16 protein-coding genes are annotated in these 15,828 nt (G+C 67.8%); 7 read left to right on the top strand and 9 right to left on the bottom strand.

The features are described 5' to 3' along the window. Positions 1–10 precede the first annotated feature (10 nt). Complete coding sequence (hrcA, locus tag V6K52_RS08380; RefSeq protein WP_353953411.1) at positions 11–1,042, bottom strand: heat-inducible transcriptional repressor HrcA; 1,032 nt, start codon at positions 1,040–1,042, stop codon at positions 11–13. Positions 1,043–1,111: 69 nt separating this feature from the next. On the opposite strand from hrcA, the gene V6K52_RS08375 reads away from it, so the two are divergent. Together V6K52_RS08375 and V6K52_RS08370 are read left to right on the top strand one after the other, a co-directional pair. Then, positions 1,112–1,984, top strand: coding sequence for a DUF3097 domain-containing protein (locus V6K52_RS08375; RefSeq protein WP_353953410.1), 873 nt, complete (start codon positions 1,112–1,114; stop codon positions 1,982–1,984). A 195-nt stretch (positions 1,985–2,179) separates the two neighbouring features. Beyond that, positions 2,180–2,710 carry a DUF4870 domain-containing protein gene (locus V6K52_RS08370; protein WP_353953409.1) on the top strand — a complete coding sequence of 177 codons (531 nt, stop codon included), beginning with the start codon at positions 2,180–2,182 and terminating at the stop codon, positions 2,708–2,710. Between the two features lie 96 nt (positions 2,711–2,806). Here V6K52_RS08370 and V6K52_RS08365 read toward each other — a convergent pair whose 3' ends face one another. Further along, positions 2,807–3,574 (bottom strand): SDR family oxidoreductase, encoded by a 768-nt coding sequence (locus V6K52_RS08365; protein ID WP_353953408.1) that lies wholly within the window; start codon positions 3,572–3,574, stop codon positions 2,807–2,809. A 74-nt stretch (positions 3,575–3,648) separates the two neighbouring features. After that, positions 3,649–4,866, bottom strand: a complete 1,218-nt coding sequence (hemW, locus tag V6K52_RS08360; RefSeq protein ID WP_353953407.1) for a radical SAM family heme chaperone HemW — start codon at positions 4,864–4,866, stop codon at positions 3,649–3,651. Positions 4,867–5,173: 307 nt separating this feature from the next. Here hemW and V6K52_RS08355 point away from each other — a divergent pair, with 307 nt between their 5' ends. From V6K52_RS08355 to V6K52_RS08345, 3 genes are read left to right on the top strand one after another with little or no spacing between them, the layout of a single operon-like run. After that, positions 5,174–6,112 (top strand): ornithine cyclodeaminase family protein, encoded by a 939-nt coding sequence (locus V6K52_RS08355; RefSeq protein ID WP_353953406.1) that lies wholly within the window; start codon positions 5,174–5,176, stop codon positions 6,110–6,112. 18 nt (positions 6,113–6,130) lie between these two features. Next, the gene (locus V6K52_RS08350; RefSeq protein WP_353953405.1) at positions 6,131–6,928 is read left to right on the top strand and encodes a tyrosine-protein phosphatase; all 798 of its coding nucleotides are present in this window, start codon (positions 6,131–6,133) and stop codon (positions 6,926–6,928) included. Continuing rightward, positions 6,925–7,488, top strand: coding sequence for an NUDIX domain-containing protein (locus V6K52_RS08345; RefSeq protein WP_353953404.1), 564 nt, complete (start codon positions 6,925–6,927; stop codon positions 7,486–7,488). Before V6K52_RS08350 ends, V6K52_RS08345 begins: the two co-directional genes overlap by 4 nt. Positions 7,489–7,503: 15 nt before the next feature. Here the strand turns inward: V6K52_RS08345 and V6K52_RS08340 are convergent, their stop codons facing one another. The 3 genes from V6K52_RS08340 to lepA all read right to left on the bottom strand — a co-directional run bounded on the left by V6K52_RS08340 (position 7,504) and on the right by lepA (position 10,388). Next, complete coding sequence (locus V6K52_RS08340; RefSeq protein ID WP_353953403.1) at positions 7,504–7,944, bottom strand: nitroreductase family deazaflavin-dependent oxidoreductase; 441 nt, start codon at positions 7,942–7,944, stop codon at positions 7,504–7,506. Between the two features lie 35 nt (positions 7,945–7,979). Next, on the bottom strand, positions 7,980–8,438 hold the full coding sequence (locus tag V6K52_RS08335) for a hotdog fold domain-containing protein (RefSeq protein WP_353953402.1): 459 nt from the start codon (positions 8,436–8,438) through the stop codon (positions 7,980–7,982). Positions 8,439–8,501: 63 nt separating this feature from the next. Further along, the gene (lepA, locus tag V6K52_RS08330; protein WP_353953401.1) at positions 8,502–10,388 is read right to left on the bottom strand and encodes a translation elongation factor 4; all 1,887 of its coding nucleotides are present in this window, start codon (positions 10,386–10,388) and stop codon (positions 8,502–8,504) included. Positions 10,389–10,529: 141 nt separating this feature from the next. Between lepA and V6K52_RS08325 the strand changes: the two genes are divergently transcribed. Further along, entirely contained in the window at positions 10,530–11,153 is a 624-nt protein-coding gene (locus V6K52_RS08325) for a hypothetical protein (protein WP_353953400.1), read from the top strand. A gap of 81 nt (positions 11,154–11,234) precedes the next feature. Then, positions 11,235–11,660, top strand: coding sequence for a type II toxin-antitoxin system PemK/MazF family toxin (locus V6K52_RS08320; RefSeq protein ID WP_353953399.1), 426 nt, complete (start codon positions 11,235–11,237; stop codon positions 11,658–11,660). A 108-nt stretch (positions 11,661–11,768) separates the two neighbouring features. Here V6K52_RS08320 and rpsT read toward each other — a convergent pair whose 3' ends face one another. From rpsT to V6K52_RS08305, 3 genes are all read right to left on the bottom strand, one after another. Continuing rightward, a complete protein-coding gene (rpsT, locus tag V6K52_RS08315) occupies positions 11,769–12,029 on the bottom strand; it encodes a 30S ribosomal protein S20 (protein WP_353953398.1) in 261 nt (86 codons plus the stop codon). Positions 12,030–12,245: 216 nt separating this feature from the next. Then, positions 12,246–13,241 (bottom strand): DNA polymerase III subunit delta, encoded by a 996-nt coding sequence (holA, locus tag V6K52_RS08310; RefSeq protein ID WP_353953746.1) that lies wholly within the window; start codon positions 13,239–13,241, stop codon positions 12,246–12,248. A 221-nt stretch (positions 13,242–13,462) separates the two neighbouring features. After that, the gene (locus V6K52_RS08305) at positions 13,463–15,739 is read right to left on the bottom strand and encodes an ATP-dependent DNA helicase (protein WP_353953397.1); all 2,277 of its coding nucleotides are present in this window, start codon (positions 15,737–15,739) and stop codon (positions 13,463–13,465) included. Positions 15,740–15,828: the final 89 nt, after the last annotated feature.

Raw genomic sequence — 15,828 nt, 5'->3', positions numbered from 1 at the left:
TCATGCTCGTTCAATCACTCAGGATCCGGCTGACATAGGTGGCGACGGCTCGCACGGCCGCCATCGTCGTCGGATAGTCCATACGAGTCGGGCCCACGACTCCGAGGCCGGCCACGAGATCGGATCCTGCACCGTAGCCAGAGGTGATCAGGGACGTCGACTGCAGTCCGGCAAACGGGTTCTCGGCGCCGATTCGCACAGCGACCGCGTCACCCTGCTCGCTGACGGTGCCGAGGAGCTTGAGGAGGACGACGTGCTCCTCAAGCGCCTCGAGGACGGGTCCGATCGAGGTCGGGAAGTCTTCGCCGGCGCGCACGAGGTGGGAGGCGCCGGCCATGACGACCCGCTCCTCACGCTGCTCGACGAGGACCTCGGTCAACTCCGCCGCGATCGCCACGAGCAGACCACGCGCACCGACATCGACCTGGGCGGGCAACTCGCCCAGGCCCCCAGCCGCATCGGCGAGGGTCTTGCCGACCGTCGCACCGTTGACGTCGGAACGCAGGGTGGCGAGCATGCGCTCGGCGGCGGGTTCGGCGAGCTCCATCCCGGTCTCGAGGACGCGCTGTTCGACCCGACCCGTGGTCGTGATGAGGACGACGAGGAGCCGTGAGCCGCCGATGGGGACGAGCTCGATGTGCCGGACGGACGAGCGAGTGAGTGAGGGGTATTGGACGACCGCGACCTGACGGGTCAGCGAGGCGAGCAGCCGCACGGTGCGGTCGACGACGTCATCGAGGTCGACCGCGCCGTCGAGCAGGGTGCTGATGGCCCGCTTCTCGGCCCCGCTCAGCGGCTTGACCCCGCTGATTCGGTCGACGAAGAAGCGGTAGCCCGCATCGGTGGGGATGCGACCAGCGCTCGTGTGCGGCGCAGCGATGAGGCCGTCCTCCTCGAGGGCGGCCATGTCGTTGCGCACTGTGGCGGCGGAGACGCCGAGCCGATGGCGCTCGAGCAGCGCCTTGGAACCCACGGGCTCGGATGTCTCGACGTAGTCCTGCACGATGGCGCGCAGCACCGCGAGCCGACGCTCGTCACTCATTTCGACACCTCCCGTCATCACTGGCACTCATGCTTGGTGAGTGCCAATTCTACGTCTACCCTCGCGCAGGTGACTGATCGCTACGGCCGGGACGTGCTCTCCGGCGACTGGAAGGCACCTCGCGGTGGCCGATCCACGCCTCTGGCCGCCGAGCTCGGCATCGTCGTGGAGGACGTCGAGACCGGCTGGGTCGGCGCAATCGTCCGGGTCGAGAAGGCGGGCGGCATCCACGTCGTCCACCTCGAGGACCGCCGCGGCAGGACCAAGGCGTTCTCCCTCGGTCCCGGCTTCCACGTCGACGGTCAACCGGTCACGCTCACCAGGCCCACCGCCGCAGCCGACGCGAGACTCACGGCGGCGCGCACCACCGCCTCGCGCACGGCGAGCGGGTCGCGGGCGGTGACAAACGCACCGGCCAGGGTCGCCAGCGCCTCGCGGATCTTTGTCGAGGGCACTCACGACGCCGAGCTCGTCGAGAAGGTCTGGGGCCACGACCTGCGCGTGGAAGGTGTCGTCGTCGAACCGCTCGGCGGGGTTGATGACCTCCAGGCCGCGATCCGCGACTTCGCTCCGGGGCCCGACAGGCGGATGGGTGTCCTCGTCGACCACCTCGTGCCCGGCACCAAGGAGACCCGTGTCGTCGACGCGGCGTCGCGGCTCAAGCCCTATGCCCCGCACGTGCTCATCGTCGGACACCCCTATGTCGACGTGTGGCAGTCGGTCCGGCCCGAACGCCTCGGCATGGAGCAGTGGCCGGTCATCCCCCGCGGCACGTCGTGGAAGCACGGCATCTGCGCGCACCTCGGCTGGCCCCACGACGACCAGGCCGACATCGCCCGCGCCTGGAAGCAGATCCTCGGCACCGTGCGGTCCTACGCCGACCTCGAGCCCTCCCTTCTCGGTCGCGTCGAGGAACTCATCGACTTCGTCACCGCTCCCTGAGTCCCTTGCGTCTGCGGATGTGGCTGCTCTAGCGACCTGATCCGCAGACGCAAACACACGACGGGTATGCCGGGTGCACCTTCTGCGGCAGGGTCGCCCCTGAACTCACCCTGATCTCACCCCGACTTGGGGATCATTCGCGCTCCGGATGGGTTTGACTGGGTGACAGCACCCCGTCCCCTGAAGGAGGACACCATGAGCACCACCCCGCAGCAACCCGAGTTCCCGCAGGGACACGAGCCTCAGCAGCCGCAGCCGTCCCACGGTGAGCAGCCGCCGCCCCAGCCGGTCTATCCACAACCATCCCAGGCGGCATATCAGCAGCCGGCCACCGGACAGACCTATCCCGGCCAGCCCACCACCTACGGCCAGCAGGTCCTCGACCCCGCCCAGCAACGCCAATGGGGCATGCTCAGCCACCTCATCCCGCTCATCGCGATGGTCCTGAGCGCCGGACTCCTGGGCTTCGTCGGCTCGCTCATCATCTACGTGATGTACAAGGAGCGCGGTGACTTCGTGCGCCAGCACGCCGCCAACTCCCTCAACATCCAGATCATCACCGGCATCTTCCTGCTCATCTCTTTGCCGCTGATGTTGCTCCTCGTGGGCTTCGTGACCTACCCCCTTGCTCTCGCGTTCGCGTTCGTGCTCCACATCATCGGAGCACTTCGGGCCAACGAGGGCCAGCAGTGGTCGCCCCCGATGACCCCGCAGTTCGTCAAGTGACCCACTGACTCCTGACGCGAGTCGAGATAGTGAGAAATGCCGCGTGGCCTCCTGGCCGCGCGGTATTTCTCTCTATCTCGTTGTGGGAGAGGGGTTTCAGACGCCGCCTTTGAGGAGCAGGCCGCCGTCGACGACGATCAGCTGGCCCGTCATCCAGGATGCGTCCTCGGAGAGCAGGAAGGCCACGACCCCGGCGATGTCCTCGGGCACTCCGAGCCGTTTGAGTGGATAGCCCGCGGCCACCTTCTCCTCACGCCCCTCATAGAGGGCCGTCGCGAACTGAGTCTTGACGACTGCGGGGGCCACCGCGTTGACGCGCACGGTCGGCCCGAGCTCGACGGCCAACTCTTCGGTGAGGTGGGTGAGCATGGCCTTGCTCGCGCCATAGAAGCCGATGCCCGGGGCTGGCCGCACACCCGCGACCGAGGACACGTTGACGATGGCTCCCCCGCGCTCCTCGAGCCCGCCGGCCACCGCCTTCTGGATCCACGAAAGGGCAGCGATGCAGTTGACCTCGACGATCTTGCGAGCGGCATCGAGGTCGAGCTCGACGAGCCGTCCGTAGGCCGGGTTGATGCCAGTGTTGTTGACCAGCAGATCGATCGGGCCGAACGTCTCAGCCACCTGGGCCAGCACCTTGTCCTGGTGAGCAGGGTCATCCGCGCGACCGGCGACAGCCATGGCGACCTCGTGTCCACCAAGCGTTGCGACGGCCTCGTCCAGGGCCTCCTGCTTGCGCGCCGTGATGCAGACGCGGGCACCTTCGGCGACGAGGCGCTCGGCGATCCCGAGGCCGATCCCGCGGCTGGCGCCGGTGACGATGGCGGTGCGGCCCGTGAGCCGACGGAGGTTCGTGGAAGTCATGCCGGCAACCCTAGAACGGGCCTTGTGTCTCTGAGAGCACGTTGGAGCGTGCTCTCAGGCACACGAGGCGGAGTTCAGCCGAGGAGGCGTCGGACCACCGTGTCGGCGAGCAACCTGCCCCTCAACGTCAGCACGACACGACGGTCCCGCACTGCCGCCGGACCGTCGATGAGTTCGTCCGCGACCAGCCCCGCCACCGCATGCCTGCCGACCTCGTCGAGCTCGTCGATGACCAGCCCGTCGCGCACCCGCACCTGCAGGAGGACCTGCTCGTCGCGGATCTGCTCCGCCGTCAACGTCTCCCGTCCCGCTCCGGGAGAGAGGCGCTCAGCCAGCCGACCGGCATACGCCCTCGGGTGTTTGACGTTCCACCATCGCACGCCACCGACGTGGCTGTGGGCGCCGGGACCGACCCCCCACCAGTCGCCGCCGGTCCAGTAGCCGTCGTTGTGGCGGCACCGACCGCCTGGGGTGCGGGTCCAGTTGCTCACTTCGTACCAGTCGAATCCGGCTGCGGCGAGCACCTCGTCGGCGATCTCGTATTTGGTCGCCTCGTCGTCGTCATCGGGTCGCGCCACCTCACCGCGACGCACCTGGGCTGCGAGCTTGGTCCCCTCCTCGACCACCAGGGCATAGGCCGAAACATGTTCTGACTCAAGGGAAATGGCCTGATCGAGGCTGCGTCGCCAGTCATCGATCGACTCCCCCGGCGTCCCATAGATCAGGTCAACGCTCGTCACGAGCCCGGCGTCCTGCGCGGCTCGCACGGCCGTCCCCACTCCTGCCGGGTCGTGGGTCCGGTCGAGGGTCGCGAGGACGTGCGGGACAGCCGACTGCATGCCGAGCGAGATGCGGGTGAAGCCACCGTCGGCGAGTTCGCGCAACGACTCCGGAGTGACCGAGTCGGGGTTGGCCTCCGTCGTCACCTCGACGTCGTCGGCAAGACCAAACCTCTGGCGTATGCCGTCCACGGCCTTCGCGAGATCGGCTGCGGCGAGCATCGTGGGCGTGCCACCCCCGACAAAGATCGTGTCGACGACAGGAGCCGACGCCCCGAGCACGCCCTGCGCGAGGTCGAGCTCGGCCAGGGTGGTGTCGATGAAGGTCGACGTGCTCGCCCCGGGCCCCAGCTCGGTCAGCGTGTAGGTGTTGAAGTCGCAGTAGCCGCAACGCACCCGGCAGAACGGGACGTGCAGGTAGATGCCGAACGGTCGCTTCCCGAGGGCCGCAAGCGCCTCACCCGGGAGCTCCCCCGAGTCCGGAGCGGCGTCTCCATCAGGCAGTCGAGGCATGCGCAGATTCTCCCACCCGTCACCAGCTCGCTCTTCCACACCCGACACCAAGGTGAACGCGGCGTGTCCACACCGACACGCCGCGATGGACAAGGAACATCGACAATCCTCGGCTCGAAGGGTTGTGTTCGTGACGGCTGCCGACTAGAAATATCCCTACGCACTCACCTCGGTGAGAGCGTCAGAGAAAGAACTTCGGTTCTTGATCTGCGAGGGCCTCGGAAACTCATACTTTCCGAGGCCCTCACCTATTGCCCCGACATTTTCTGCCTCCTGAACCGTGAGAATCCCGGCTAGGTTGGCGTTCGTGCGCATCCTCACTGACGCCGATGTCCGCGCCTGCCTGCCTCCCCTGGTCGCGGTGGTCGACCTCGTCGCAGACGCACTCTCCGCCCTTGCCGAAGGGCGCGCCGACGTCCCGCCCAAGCCGACGGTGCGCACCTCCCCCGGCATGTTCGCCAACGCGATGCCCGCGGCCTACCCGGAGCGAAACCTGTTGGGCTGCAAGTGGATCAGCGTCGTGCCGGACAATCCGGTGCGTGGTCTCCCGAGCGCCACAGGGGTCATGGTCGTCAACGACGGGACCACCGGCGTGCCCCGCGCACTCCTCCCCGCGCACGAGCTCACGGCCATCCGCACCGCAGCCGTCACCGGCGCCTGCATCCGTGCCCTCGCCGGCGACGCCGGATCGATCGCCTACCTCGGGGCCGGGCTCCAGGCCCGGTCCCACCTCCGCATCCTCGAAGCCCTCGGCCACACCGAGGTCCACGTCTGGGCGCGCCGCCGGGCAGCGATCGATGCCCTGGTGAGCGAGACGGCCGCGGTGGCACCCGGCATACGCGTCGTGGCTTCTCCGTCGCGCGAAGCGGCAGTGCGCGACAGGGCCGTCGTCATCACCGGGCTCTCGATCGGACTCACCGACATGGCCATCCCGACGACGTGGCCGCTCGACGACGCACTGCTCCTGCCGATCGACTACGCCAGCTCGGTGGGCCCCGATCTTGCCGACAGCGCCGTGCTCGCCGCGGACGACCCGCAGCAGTTCGCTGCCGTCCGCGCGGTGCGCGGCAAGCTCGATGGCTACCCGACACCGACGGCCTGGACCGGGCACCTGCTCCACGCACCGCGCCCCGAAGGGCGACTCGTCATCCAGAACCTCGGCACGGGCATCACCGACCTCGTCGTCGCAAGTGCTGTCGCGGACCACGCCGAGGCGTCAGGAACTGGTCAACTCGTCGACATCTGAGCCACCTACGATGGCGAGGTGAGCGATGAGACCCCGCACGAGAACCGACCCGACCGCTGGATCGACCTCGAGGGCGTCGTCAACATGCGCGACTCTGGTGGGCTCCCCACCCGTGACGGCGGCACGATCCAGCCGCGCCGGTTGCTGCGCTCGGACAACCTGCAGGACCTCAGTGAGGCCGACGTCCGCCAGGTCGTCGACGCCCTCGGCGTGAGCGACATCGTCGACCTGCGCAGTGACACCGAGGTGAGCACCGAGGGACCGGGCCCTCTCTGGCAGGTTGAGTCGCTCACCCACCATCATCACTCACTGTTTGGCGACAACCGCGGCGTCACGGCTGAGCAGGCCCTGGCGATGCCGGAGCACTCGACCCGGCCCATACGCGACGCTGGCTTCTGGTCCGATCACTACCTCGGCTACCTCGCGGCCCGCCCGGACTCGATTTCTGCGGCGCTCGATGTCGTGTCACGCAGCAGCGGTGCGACGGTGATCCACTGCGCCGCCGGCAAGGACCGCACGGGCACGGTCGTCGCCCTTGCCCTGGACGCGGCGGGGGTTCCGCATGACGTCATCGTCGAGGACTACGCCCTGACCGGCGAACGCATCGAACGGATCATTGCCCGGCTCATGCCCCGCGACCTCTATGGCAACGCGCTGCGTCACCAGAGCGTCGACGACCAGCGGCCACGCCCCGAGACGATGCGCACGATTCTCGACACCGTCGCATCGGAGTTCGGCGGCGCGCAGGGATGGTTGCGTGAGCAGGGCTGGACCGACGCGGACATCGAGCGACTGCGTCAGCGGCTGACGACATGACGACGCCTCGAACGGTGCTCCCCGCGCCGGTCCCGGACACGCGGCGCCGCCACCATCGGCGCGCGATGCGGGTCCTGCTCGTCGACACCGATGACCGCCTGTTGCTGTTCCGGGACAGCGACCCCGGCATCGTGCCGGTGCCGGCATTCTGGATCACGCCGGGTGGTGGCGTTGACCCGGGCGAGACTGACCTCGAAGCCGCCGCGCGCGAGATCGCCGAGGAGACGGGGCTGTCCGTCGAGCAGGCCGATCTCGTTGGTCCGCTGGCGGAACGGGTCGTGGTGCACGGCTACAGCGACGTCGTCACGACGCAGGACGAGGTGTTCTGGTTCGTGCGGTGCGCCCCCTTCGAGGTGTCGACCGACGGACACACCGAGGACGAGATCGCGACGATGACGGCCCACCAGTGGTGGTCACGCGCCGAGCTCGAGACCACCAGCGAGGACATCTGGCCGCGCGACCTGCTGGCCGTCTGGGCCCACGTGGGCCCCGGCGACGACGTCACCGCTCCCCCACTCAGCTTCCCTCAGGCAGACGAGTCGACCGTCGCGCCAACCTGAGCGCCGACTCCGCAGTCAGCTCGCGTCGAAGGGTTCGAGCACGAAGACCGGAATCAACCGGTCGGTGTTGGTCTGGTACTCCGCATAGTTCGGGAACGCCTCCACGCAGCGCGGCCACCAGGCGTCCCGCTCACTGCCCTCCAGCTCCCGCGCCTTCGCGACCCACGTGCGGTCCCCGTCCTGGACCTCGAGCACGGGGTTCTTGAGAAGGTTGGCGTACCACTTCGGGTGCTCGGGCGCCCCACCCTTGCTGGCCACGGCGGCATACACACCCTCGTGCTCGACCCGCATGAGCGGGACCTTGCGCACGCTGCCCGTCACGCCGTTCATCGTGAGCAGCACGACTTGAAGGCCCATGATGTCGACGGAGCGCGTGGTGCCGGTCTCCTCGATGGTCTCGACTTGCTGGCGCACCCAGTTGCTGGGGCTTGGGACGTAGGTGCCGGTGATGGTCATGCCCACCACAACACCACAGGCGGCCGAACTATTCGCTACTTCTTGTCGCTCACATAGATCGTGATGACACCCTCGACGACGGGCGTGCCGTCCTCACGGATCGCCTTGACCCGCACCTTCACGTCACCGGTCTGTTCCCAGTCGACCGGATCGGTGTCAGCCGTGCAGAGCAGGTCGGTCGTCGACTTCGCGGTGTAGGCGACCTCCATACCCTTGGGGATCCAACGACGGCCCTTGGGGGTCGTCGCCTCGGCGAGCAGGCCCATTGCCGCCTCCAGTCCGTTGCACACGGCGATCGCGTGGACCGTGCCGATGTGGTTCTGCACCGCCCGCCGCTTCTTGATCACGAGCTCAGCGTGGTGCGGGCGCACCTCGCGGACCTGGGGTCGCACCGTCCAGAAGTACGGCGCCTTCTGTGCGAAGAGGAACGAGAAGGCCTGCTTCCCAAGGGGCAGGGTGGTGAGCTTGCGATACAGAGCGAAAGTGTCCGGCATGCCCCAATGTTACTGCTGGGTATGCCGTGTGCCCACCACCCGTGGCGGTCCTCACCCGGTGGACTACTTCTTCTTGGTCTCGCCGCCGTCATCGGAGGACAGAGCTGCGATGAAGGCTTCCGGCGGGACCTCGACGGTGCCGATGTTCTTCATCCGCTTCTTGCCGGCCTTCTGCTTCTCGAGCAGCTTGCGCTTGCGGCTGATGTCACCGCCGTAGCACTTGGCGAGGACGTCCTTGCGGATGGCGCGGATGTTCTCGCGAGCGATGACCCGGGCACCGATGGCGGCCTGGATCGGCACCTCGAACTGCTGGCGCGGGATGAGCTCCTTGAGCTTGCCGGCCATCATGTTGCCGTAGGCGTAGGCCTTGTCCTTGTGGACGACCGAGCTGAACGCGTCGACGTTCTCACCCTGCAGCAGGATGTCGACCTTGACGAGGTCGGCGGCCTGCTCCCCCGACTCCTGGTAGTCGAGCGAGGCATAACCACGCGTGCGCGACTTGAGCTGGTCGAAGAAGTCGAAGACGACCTCGGCGAGGGGCACGGTGTAGCGCAGCTCGACGCGGTCCTCGGAGAGGTAGTCCATCCCCTGGAGCTGGCCACGCTTGCTCTGGCAGAGCTCCATGATCGCGCCGATGAACTCGCTCGGCGCGAGGATCGTCGCCTTGACGACAGGCTCACGGACCTCGGCGATCTTGCCGTAGGGAAACTCGCTCGGGTTGGTCACGACGATGACCGACCCGTCGTCCATCGTGACGTCGTAGATGACGTTTGGCTGGGTCGAGATGAGGTCGAGGTCGAACTCGCGCTCGAGGCGCTCGCGGACGATCTCGAGGTGGAGCAGGCCGAGGAAGCCGCAACGGAACCCGAAGCCGAGCGCCACCGACGTCTCTGGCTCGTAGACGAGCGCCGCGTCGTTGAGCTTGAGCCTGTCCAGGGCGTCGCGCAGGAGGGGGTAGTCCGAACCATCGATCGGGAAGAGCCCCGAGAAGACCATCGGCTTGGGGTCGCGGTAGCCACCGAGGTCCTTCTCGGCGGGCTTGCGCTCGTTGGTGACCGTGTCACCGACGCGCGACTGGCGCACGTCCTTCACGCCAGTGATGAGGTAGCCGACCTCGCCGACGCCAAGGCCCTTCCCGGGCACCGGCTCGGGGCTGATGACGCCGATCTCGAGCAACTCGTGCGTTGCCCGCGTCGACATCATGATGATCTTCTCGCGCGGGTTGAGGTTGCCATCGACCACGCGCACATAGGTGACGACGCCGCGATAGGTGTCATAGACGGAGTCGAAGATCATCGCGCGCGCCGGGGCGTCGGGGTCCCCGACCGGGTGCGGGATCTGCTTGACGATGGCATCGAGAAGGTCCTCGACGCCCACGCCGGTCTTGCCGGAAACCCGGAAGCAGTCGTCGGGCTCGCAGCCGATGAGGTGGGCGAGCTCTTCGGCGTACTTCTCGGGCTGCGCGGCCGGGAGGTCGATCTTGTTGAGGACCGGGACGATCGTGAGGTCGTTCTCCATCGCGAGATAGAGGTTCGCGAGAGTCTGTGCCTCGATGCCCTGAGCCGCGTCGACGAGCAGCACCGCACCCTCGGATGCCGCGAGCGAACGGGAGACCTCATAGGTGAAGTCGACGTGCCCAGGGGTGTCGATCATGTTGAGGATGTAGTTGCCGGAGGTGCCGTCGGCATTGACGCTCTCCCACGGCATACGCACCGCTTGGCTCTTGATCGTGATGCCACGCTCGCGCTCGATGTCCATGCGGTCGAGGTACTGCGCGCGCGCTGCGCGGTCGTCGACGACGCCGGTGATGCCGAGCATGCGGTCAGCAAGGGTCGACTTGCCGTGGTCGATGTGGGCGATGATGCAAAAGTTGCGGATCGCCTCCGGCGGCGTGGCGTGCGGCTGCAGCACGGTGCGGGCGCGGGGAGACACAGTCGGTTTAGTCCTCATGGTGGTGGAAGCTGGAGTCGGGACAGTCTCCCACGACAGCGTCACCCGGACGAACCAGCGACAAAGACGCTACCCATCGGTAGCCTGCGGGTGGACCTACCGCCCGGTAGCTCCACCCACCACCCGTAGGGGAGTTCGACAATGACGTCAGGCACACTGCTCCGCCGCACCGCCTTCGCCACCGCAGCCACCGGCGCAGCCGCCGCCCTCGTCGTGGGCGTCGCCCCGTCCGCCAACGCAGAGGTGTGGGTGCTGAACTACCACGCCGACGTGACGTCGACGATCAAGAAGCTCAACCAGACCGTGAAATTCCCGCGAGGGTCGGCCTCGACCTCGCTTGACCTCGCCACGCGCAAGATCACCGGTGGCACAGTCACCCTTCCCGCGGCGACCGCGACGATGTCGATCGCCGGTCTGCCGCTCGTCAAGGTCACCCAGAAGGTCGAGCAGGTCGGGACGGTGACGGGCGTCCTCGACGACGCCAACAGAATCACGGTCACGCAGAGGTTCAACATCCGCATCACCCGGGTCGAGGCCCTGGGCATCCCCGTCAACCTCGTCCCGTCGACCTGCATCACATCGACGCCGGTCACCGCCGTCCTCAAGGGTCAGCTCGGTGGCTTCTACGACCCCTACACCCTGAATGGCACCTACACGATCCCGAAGTTCAAGCAGTGCGGCCTCAACACGCTCCTCCTCAATCTTGCGATCCCCGGGCCCGGCAACACCCTGAAGGCCACCTTCAGTCTCAAGCCGGCCTTCTGAACGAGCACACAGACGTGAGGCGTATGCCGTGGGGCCACCACGGCATACGCCTCACGTCTGTTCCGTAGGTAGCGTGCAGTCATGGCGAGCTATCCCGGAGACTTCGACGGACCGCTGGACCCGACCTATCACCCTGAACCGGACGGTGCACCGGATGCCGGTGAGGTCGTCTGGGCCCACGTGCCCTACGAGGATGACGCGACCCAGGGCAAGGATCGGCCCGTGCTCGTCCTGGGGTGGGACGGCGGATGGGTGCTCGGGATGTATCTCACGAGCAAGGACCACGACCGCGACCTCGAGCAGGAGCTTCGGGCCGGCCGCATCTGGGTCGATGTGGGCTCGGGAGGTTGGGACAGCAAGGGCCGTCCCTCGGAGGTGAGGGTCAATCGCGTCGTCCGCATCGACCCGGCGACGATTCGACGCGAGGGTGCCGTGCTGGCGAGCGAACGTTGGGACGACGTCATGACGGCATTCCAGGGCGGCGATGCTGCAACCCGGAAAGCCTGAACGCCTTTGCGGGAACGTACGAGGGCCCGTCACCGCTGGTGACGGGCCCTCGTACGTCGAGTCGTCATGACTCAGCAGTGAGTCAAGCGACTCAGGAGTGAATCAACCTCAGAGGCTGGCGGCCTTCTTGGCCATCGCCGACTTCTTGTTGGCCGCGTTGTTCTTGTGAAGAACACCCTTGCTGACGGCCTTGTCGAGCTTGGCCGATGCAGCCTTGAGCGCGTCCTTGGCCTCGTCGACCTTGCCGGCCTCCGCGAGGTCGCGGAACTTGCGGGCAGCGGTGCGGACGTCGGACTTGACGGCCTTGTTGCGCTCGGTCGCGACCTTGTTGGTCTTGATGCGCTTGAGCTGGGACTTGATGTTTGCCACGAAGAAAACTTTCTGGTGAGGTCGGTAATTGCCGTAGAGGGCGGCAGACGCGGTTCGGGACCGGGAGTGGGGACACCCTTGCGTGAACCGCTTCTGGATGGAGCAACGTGCGCGCACGACCTGAGCGCGCACGCAGGGGGCGAATCTACCAGCGGGTCGGAGTGAAGAGCAAAACGCGCAGAAACGCTGGCGTATGCCGTGCGCTCCCCCTGCCGTTCAACCGTTGCCAGTCGCCTTCTCTCGGGTGATCGTCAGGACCGCTCTCTCCACGGCATAGACCGGGTCACGCCCGCCGCCCTTGACCTCGAAGTCGGCAGCGGCGACGGCCTGGAGGGACCGCGCGAGCGACTCGGCGGTCCAGCCCTGGAGTGAACGTCGTGCCTTGTCGACCTGCCACGGGGCCATGCCGAGGTCGCGGGCGAGGTCGGCCGAGCGCCCACGACCGGCGGATCCGACCTTGATGAGCTGACGGAGCTGCTGGGCGAGGACGGCGACGATCGGCACAGGGTCAACGCCCACGGACAGGGCGTGCCGCAGCAGGCGCAGGGCCTCCCCCGCGTCGCCGGCGACGGCAGCATCAGCCACCTTGAAGCCGGTCGCCTCGACCTTGCCACCGTGATAGGTCAGGACGACCTGTTCGTCGATGGTTCCGGTCGTGTCGGCGATGAGCTGCTGACAGGCGGACGCCAGCTCGCGCAGGTCCCTGCCGATGGCGTCGACCAGGGCCTGCACTGCTTCGCCGGTGGCACGGCGTTTGGCCCGCCGGAACTCGTTCATGGCGAAGTCGGCCTTGTCCCGATCGGTCTTGATCGCTGGGGCGTCGATGAGTCGCGCCCGGGCCTTCTTGAGGGTGTCGAGGACCTTCTTGCCACGGTTGCCGCCCTTGTGGATGACGACGAGCGTGACGTCCTCTGGTGGCGCGGCGAGGTAGGCGAGCAGATCCTGTTGGAGCTCGTCGGTGGCCTCGTCGAGGTCGTGGACGACCACCGCCTTGTCACCACCGAAGAGCGACGGGCTCGAGTGGACCATGAGCTCGCCCGGCTCGTAGGCACTCGCATAGAGGCGGATCACCTCGACGTCGGGGTTGTGCTCCTTGATCGCCTGGACCGTCTCGGCCAGGCCCCGCTCGGCGAGGACCTGCTCGGGCCCGGCGATGAGGACGAGCGGCGGAACCCGGCGCTGCACCTCGACAAGATCACTCACGGGGCTCAGCCTGCCACGGAGGTATGACGCCGCCCCTTGGTGTGGCCGGAGCACCCGTCGTCATACTCCCGTCACCACCCGTGGGGAACCAAGGGCCTGCCACCATCCACCTTCCCACCAAGACCGCCACGAGCAGTGCGACCACGGCGAAGGCCAGCAGCGCGACACGCCTGCACCCGCGGTGTCGTCGGGCCGTTCTGGGAGGTCGACGACGGTCGTGGGCTGCCACGTCAGTCGAAGGCGAGCGTGGATCCGGCGCCGGCCTTGAGGCCGAGGCCCTCGAGCCGGGCAGCGATGACCTCGGTGTCGAGCTCGAGCGACTCGCTCAGCTCCTCGAGGTCGAGTCCGAGCTCGACGCCGTCGCGCAGTTCCTCGTCCTCCTGATCAGTCCAAGGGTGCCCCTGCGTCACGGCCGTGCGAGCCGCGGGTGCCGGAGGAGGCGCGACCGCAACCGGGCGCGTGTCAGTGGCATCGACCGCTCCGCTCACCTCGGCATCGCCCATCGCGGTCCCCTTGACCGCACCGGTGAGGCCACGCAGCGCCGGGTCAGCGACCTCGAGCGGCGGTGGTGCCGTCTCGTCGAGGCGCTTGAGCGCATTGAGGACCAGCGCACGGTCGGACGTCGGCCAGAAGGGCGGAAGCGAACGCTGGAGGAACCCGGCATAGCGGGCACTCATCATGCGGGAGTCGAGGAAGGCGACGACCCCGCGATCGTCTCCACGGCGGATGAGGCGGCCGGCGCCCTGGGCCAGACGCAGGGCCGCGTGGGTCGCGCTCACCGCCATGAAGCCGTTGCCGCCCATGCGGGCGATGGCCTGTGAGCGGGCCGATGCGAGCGGGTCGTCGGGGCGCGGGAACGGGATGCGGTCGATGATGACGAGCTGGCACGACGATCCGGGGACGTCGACGCCCTGCCAGAGGCTGAGGGTGCCGAAGAGGCAGGTGCGCGGGTCTCGGGCGAACTGCCGCACCAACGTGGAGATCTGGTCCTCGCCCTGGCAGAGGACCGCGATCTCACCATCGAGGTCCTTGAGGCGCTCGCGCATCTCGTCGGTGGCAGCGCGGGCGGCACGCATCGACGAGAACAGCCCGAGGGTTCGTCCCCCGGCGGCACGCACCAGGGCCTCGATCTCGTCCATCGTCTCGGGGGCTGCTCCGTCGCGACCAGGCGGAGGGAGCTGTTTGGCGACGTAGGCAATGCCCTGCTGCGGGTAGTCGAAGGGACTCCCCACGTCGAGGCCAGTCCACTTCGGCGCACCCTCGCCACGCAGCCCGATCGTCCCGGCGATGGCGTCGAAGGTGCCACCGAGCTCGAGCGTCGCCGAGGTGAGGACGACGGTGCGGTCCTCGAAGATCTTGTCGCGCACGAGCATCGCGACACTCATGGGCGCCACGCGCAGCACGCTCCCCCGGCGCGGGTCCTTGCTCACCCACACCACATCGAGGTCGCGCTCCTCGAGGACTCGGGCGGCGTTCTCATTGAGCTCGTCAACGGCGGCGCGGGCGATCTGACGCGCACCATCGATCTCCTGACCGGGCTGCGGCTTGAGCTCCGTCTGCAGTTGGCGGGTGGTGTCTCGCAACCGTCCGAGCGCGAGCGCGAGGTTGTCGGGAATACCGGTCAGTCGCCCCTCGGGGATCTCGTCGAGGACCGACTCGAGGAAGGTCCCGGCGTCGTCGACCGTCTCGCTGGAGTCGGCCTGTCGTCCGGCGCGCTTGGCTGCGGCCCGGGCCATGGCCGGGGTCACCTCGTCGGTGATGGTCGCCGTGACGCGGTCCACGAGCTCGTGGGCCTCATCGATGACCAGGACGTCGTGCTCGGGCAACATCTGCCGCCCCTCGAACGCGTCGATCGCCATGAACGAGTGGTTGGTGACAATGACGTCGACGCCCTTGGCGGCCTCTCGTGAGCGCTCGACGAAGCACTCCGCGATCATCGGGCACTTGCCCCCGAGGCACTCGTCCGCGCTCACCGACACCTGACGCCAGGCGCGCTCGGACACTCCGGGCACGAGCTCGTCGCGGTCGCCGGACTCGGTCTCGTCGGCCCACTCACGCAGCCGGACGACCTCTTTGCCAAGGCGCCCGGCCTGCTGGTCGACGTCGCCGACGCCGAACAGGCCCTCGTCGTCGTCGGGGAAGCCGCCCTCGAGCTTGTGGGCACAGAGATAGTTGCGTCGGCCCTTGACGATCGCGTAGGTCGGACGCCGTCCGACGAGCGGCTCGAGGGAGTCGGCGACGCGGGGCATGTCGCGGTCGACGATCTGCGCCTGGAGGGCGAGGGTCGCCGTGGCGACGATGGCTGGTTTGCCGACGTCCATGGCGTGCTGGACGGCCGGGACGAGGTAGGCGAGGGATTTGCCGGTGCCGGTTCCGGCCTGCACCAGGAGGTGCTCACCGCTCTCGACGGCGTGGGCGACGGCTTTGGCCATGCTCACCTGGCCGGGGCGCTCACTGCCCTTGACACCGCTGACCGCTGCGGCGAGGAGGTCGTCGAGGGTCGGCACCGAAACAGGGTATGCCGTCCCACCGACTCCCAGCGTCCGCCCTCCACAGGCGCGGCGGACGGAAGGCGAGGTGCCGCGGAACGCGAGCA

The sequence above is a fragment of the Knoellia sp. S7-12 genome, assembly GCF_040518285.1.
In the GTDB taxonomy this organism is placed as follows: domain Bacteria; phylum Actinomycetota; class Actinomycetes; order Actinomycetales; family Dermatophilaceae; genus Knoellia.
This window is presented reverse-complemented; position numbering and strand designations above follow the sequence as displayed.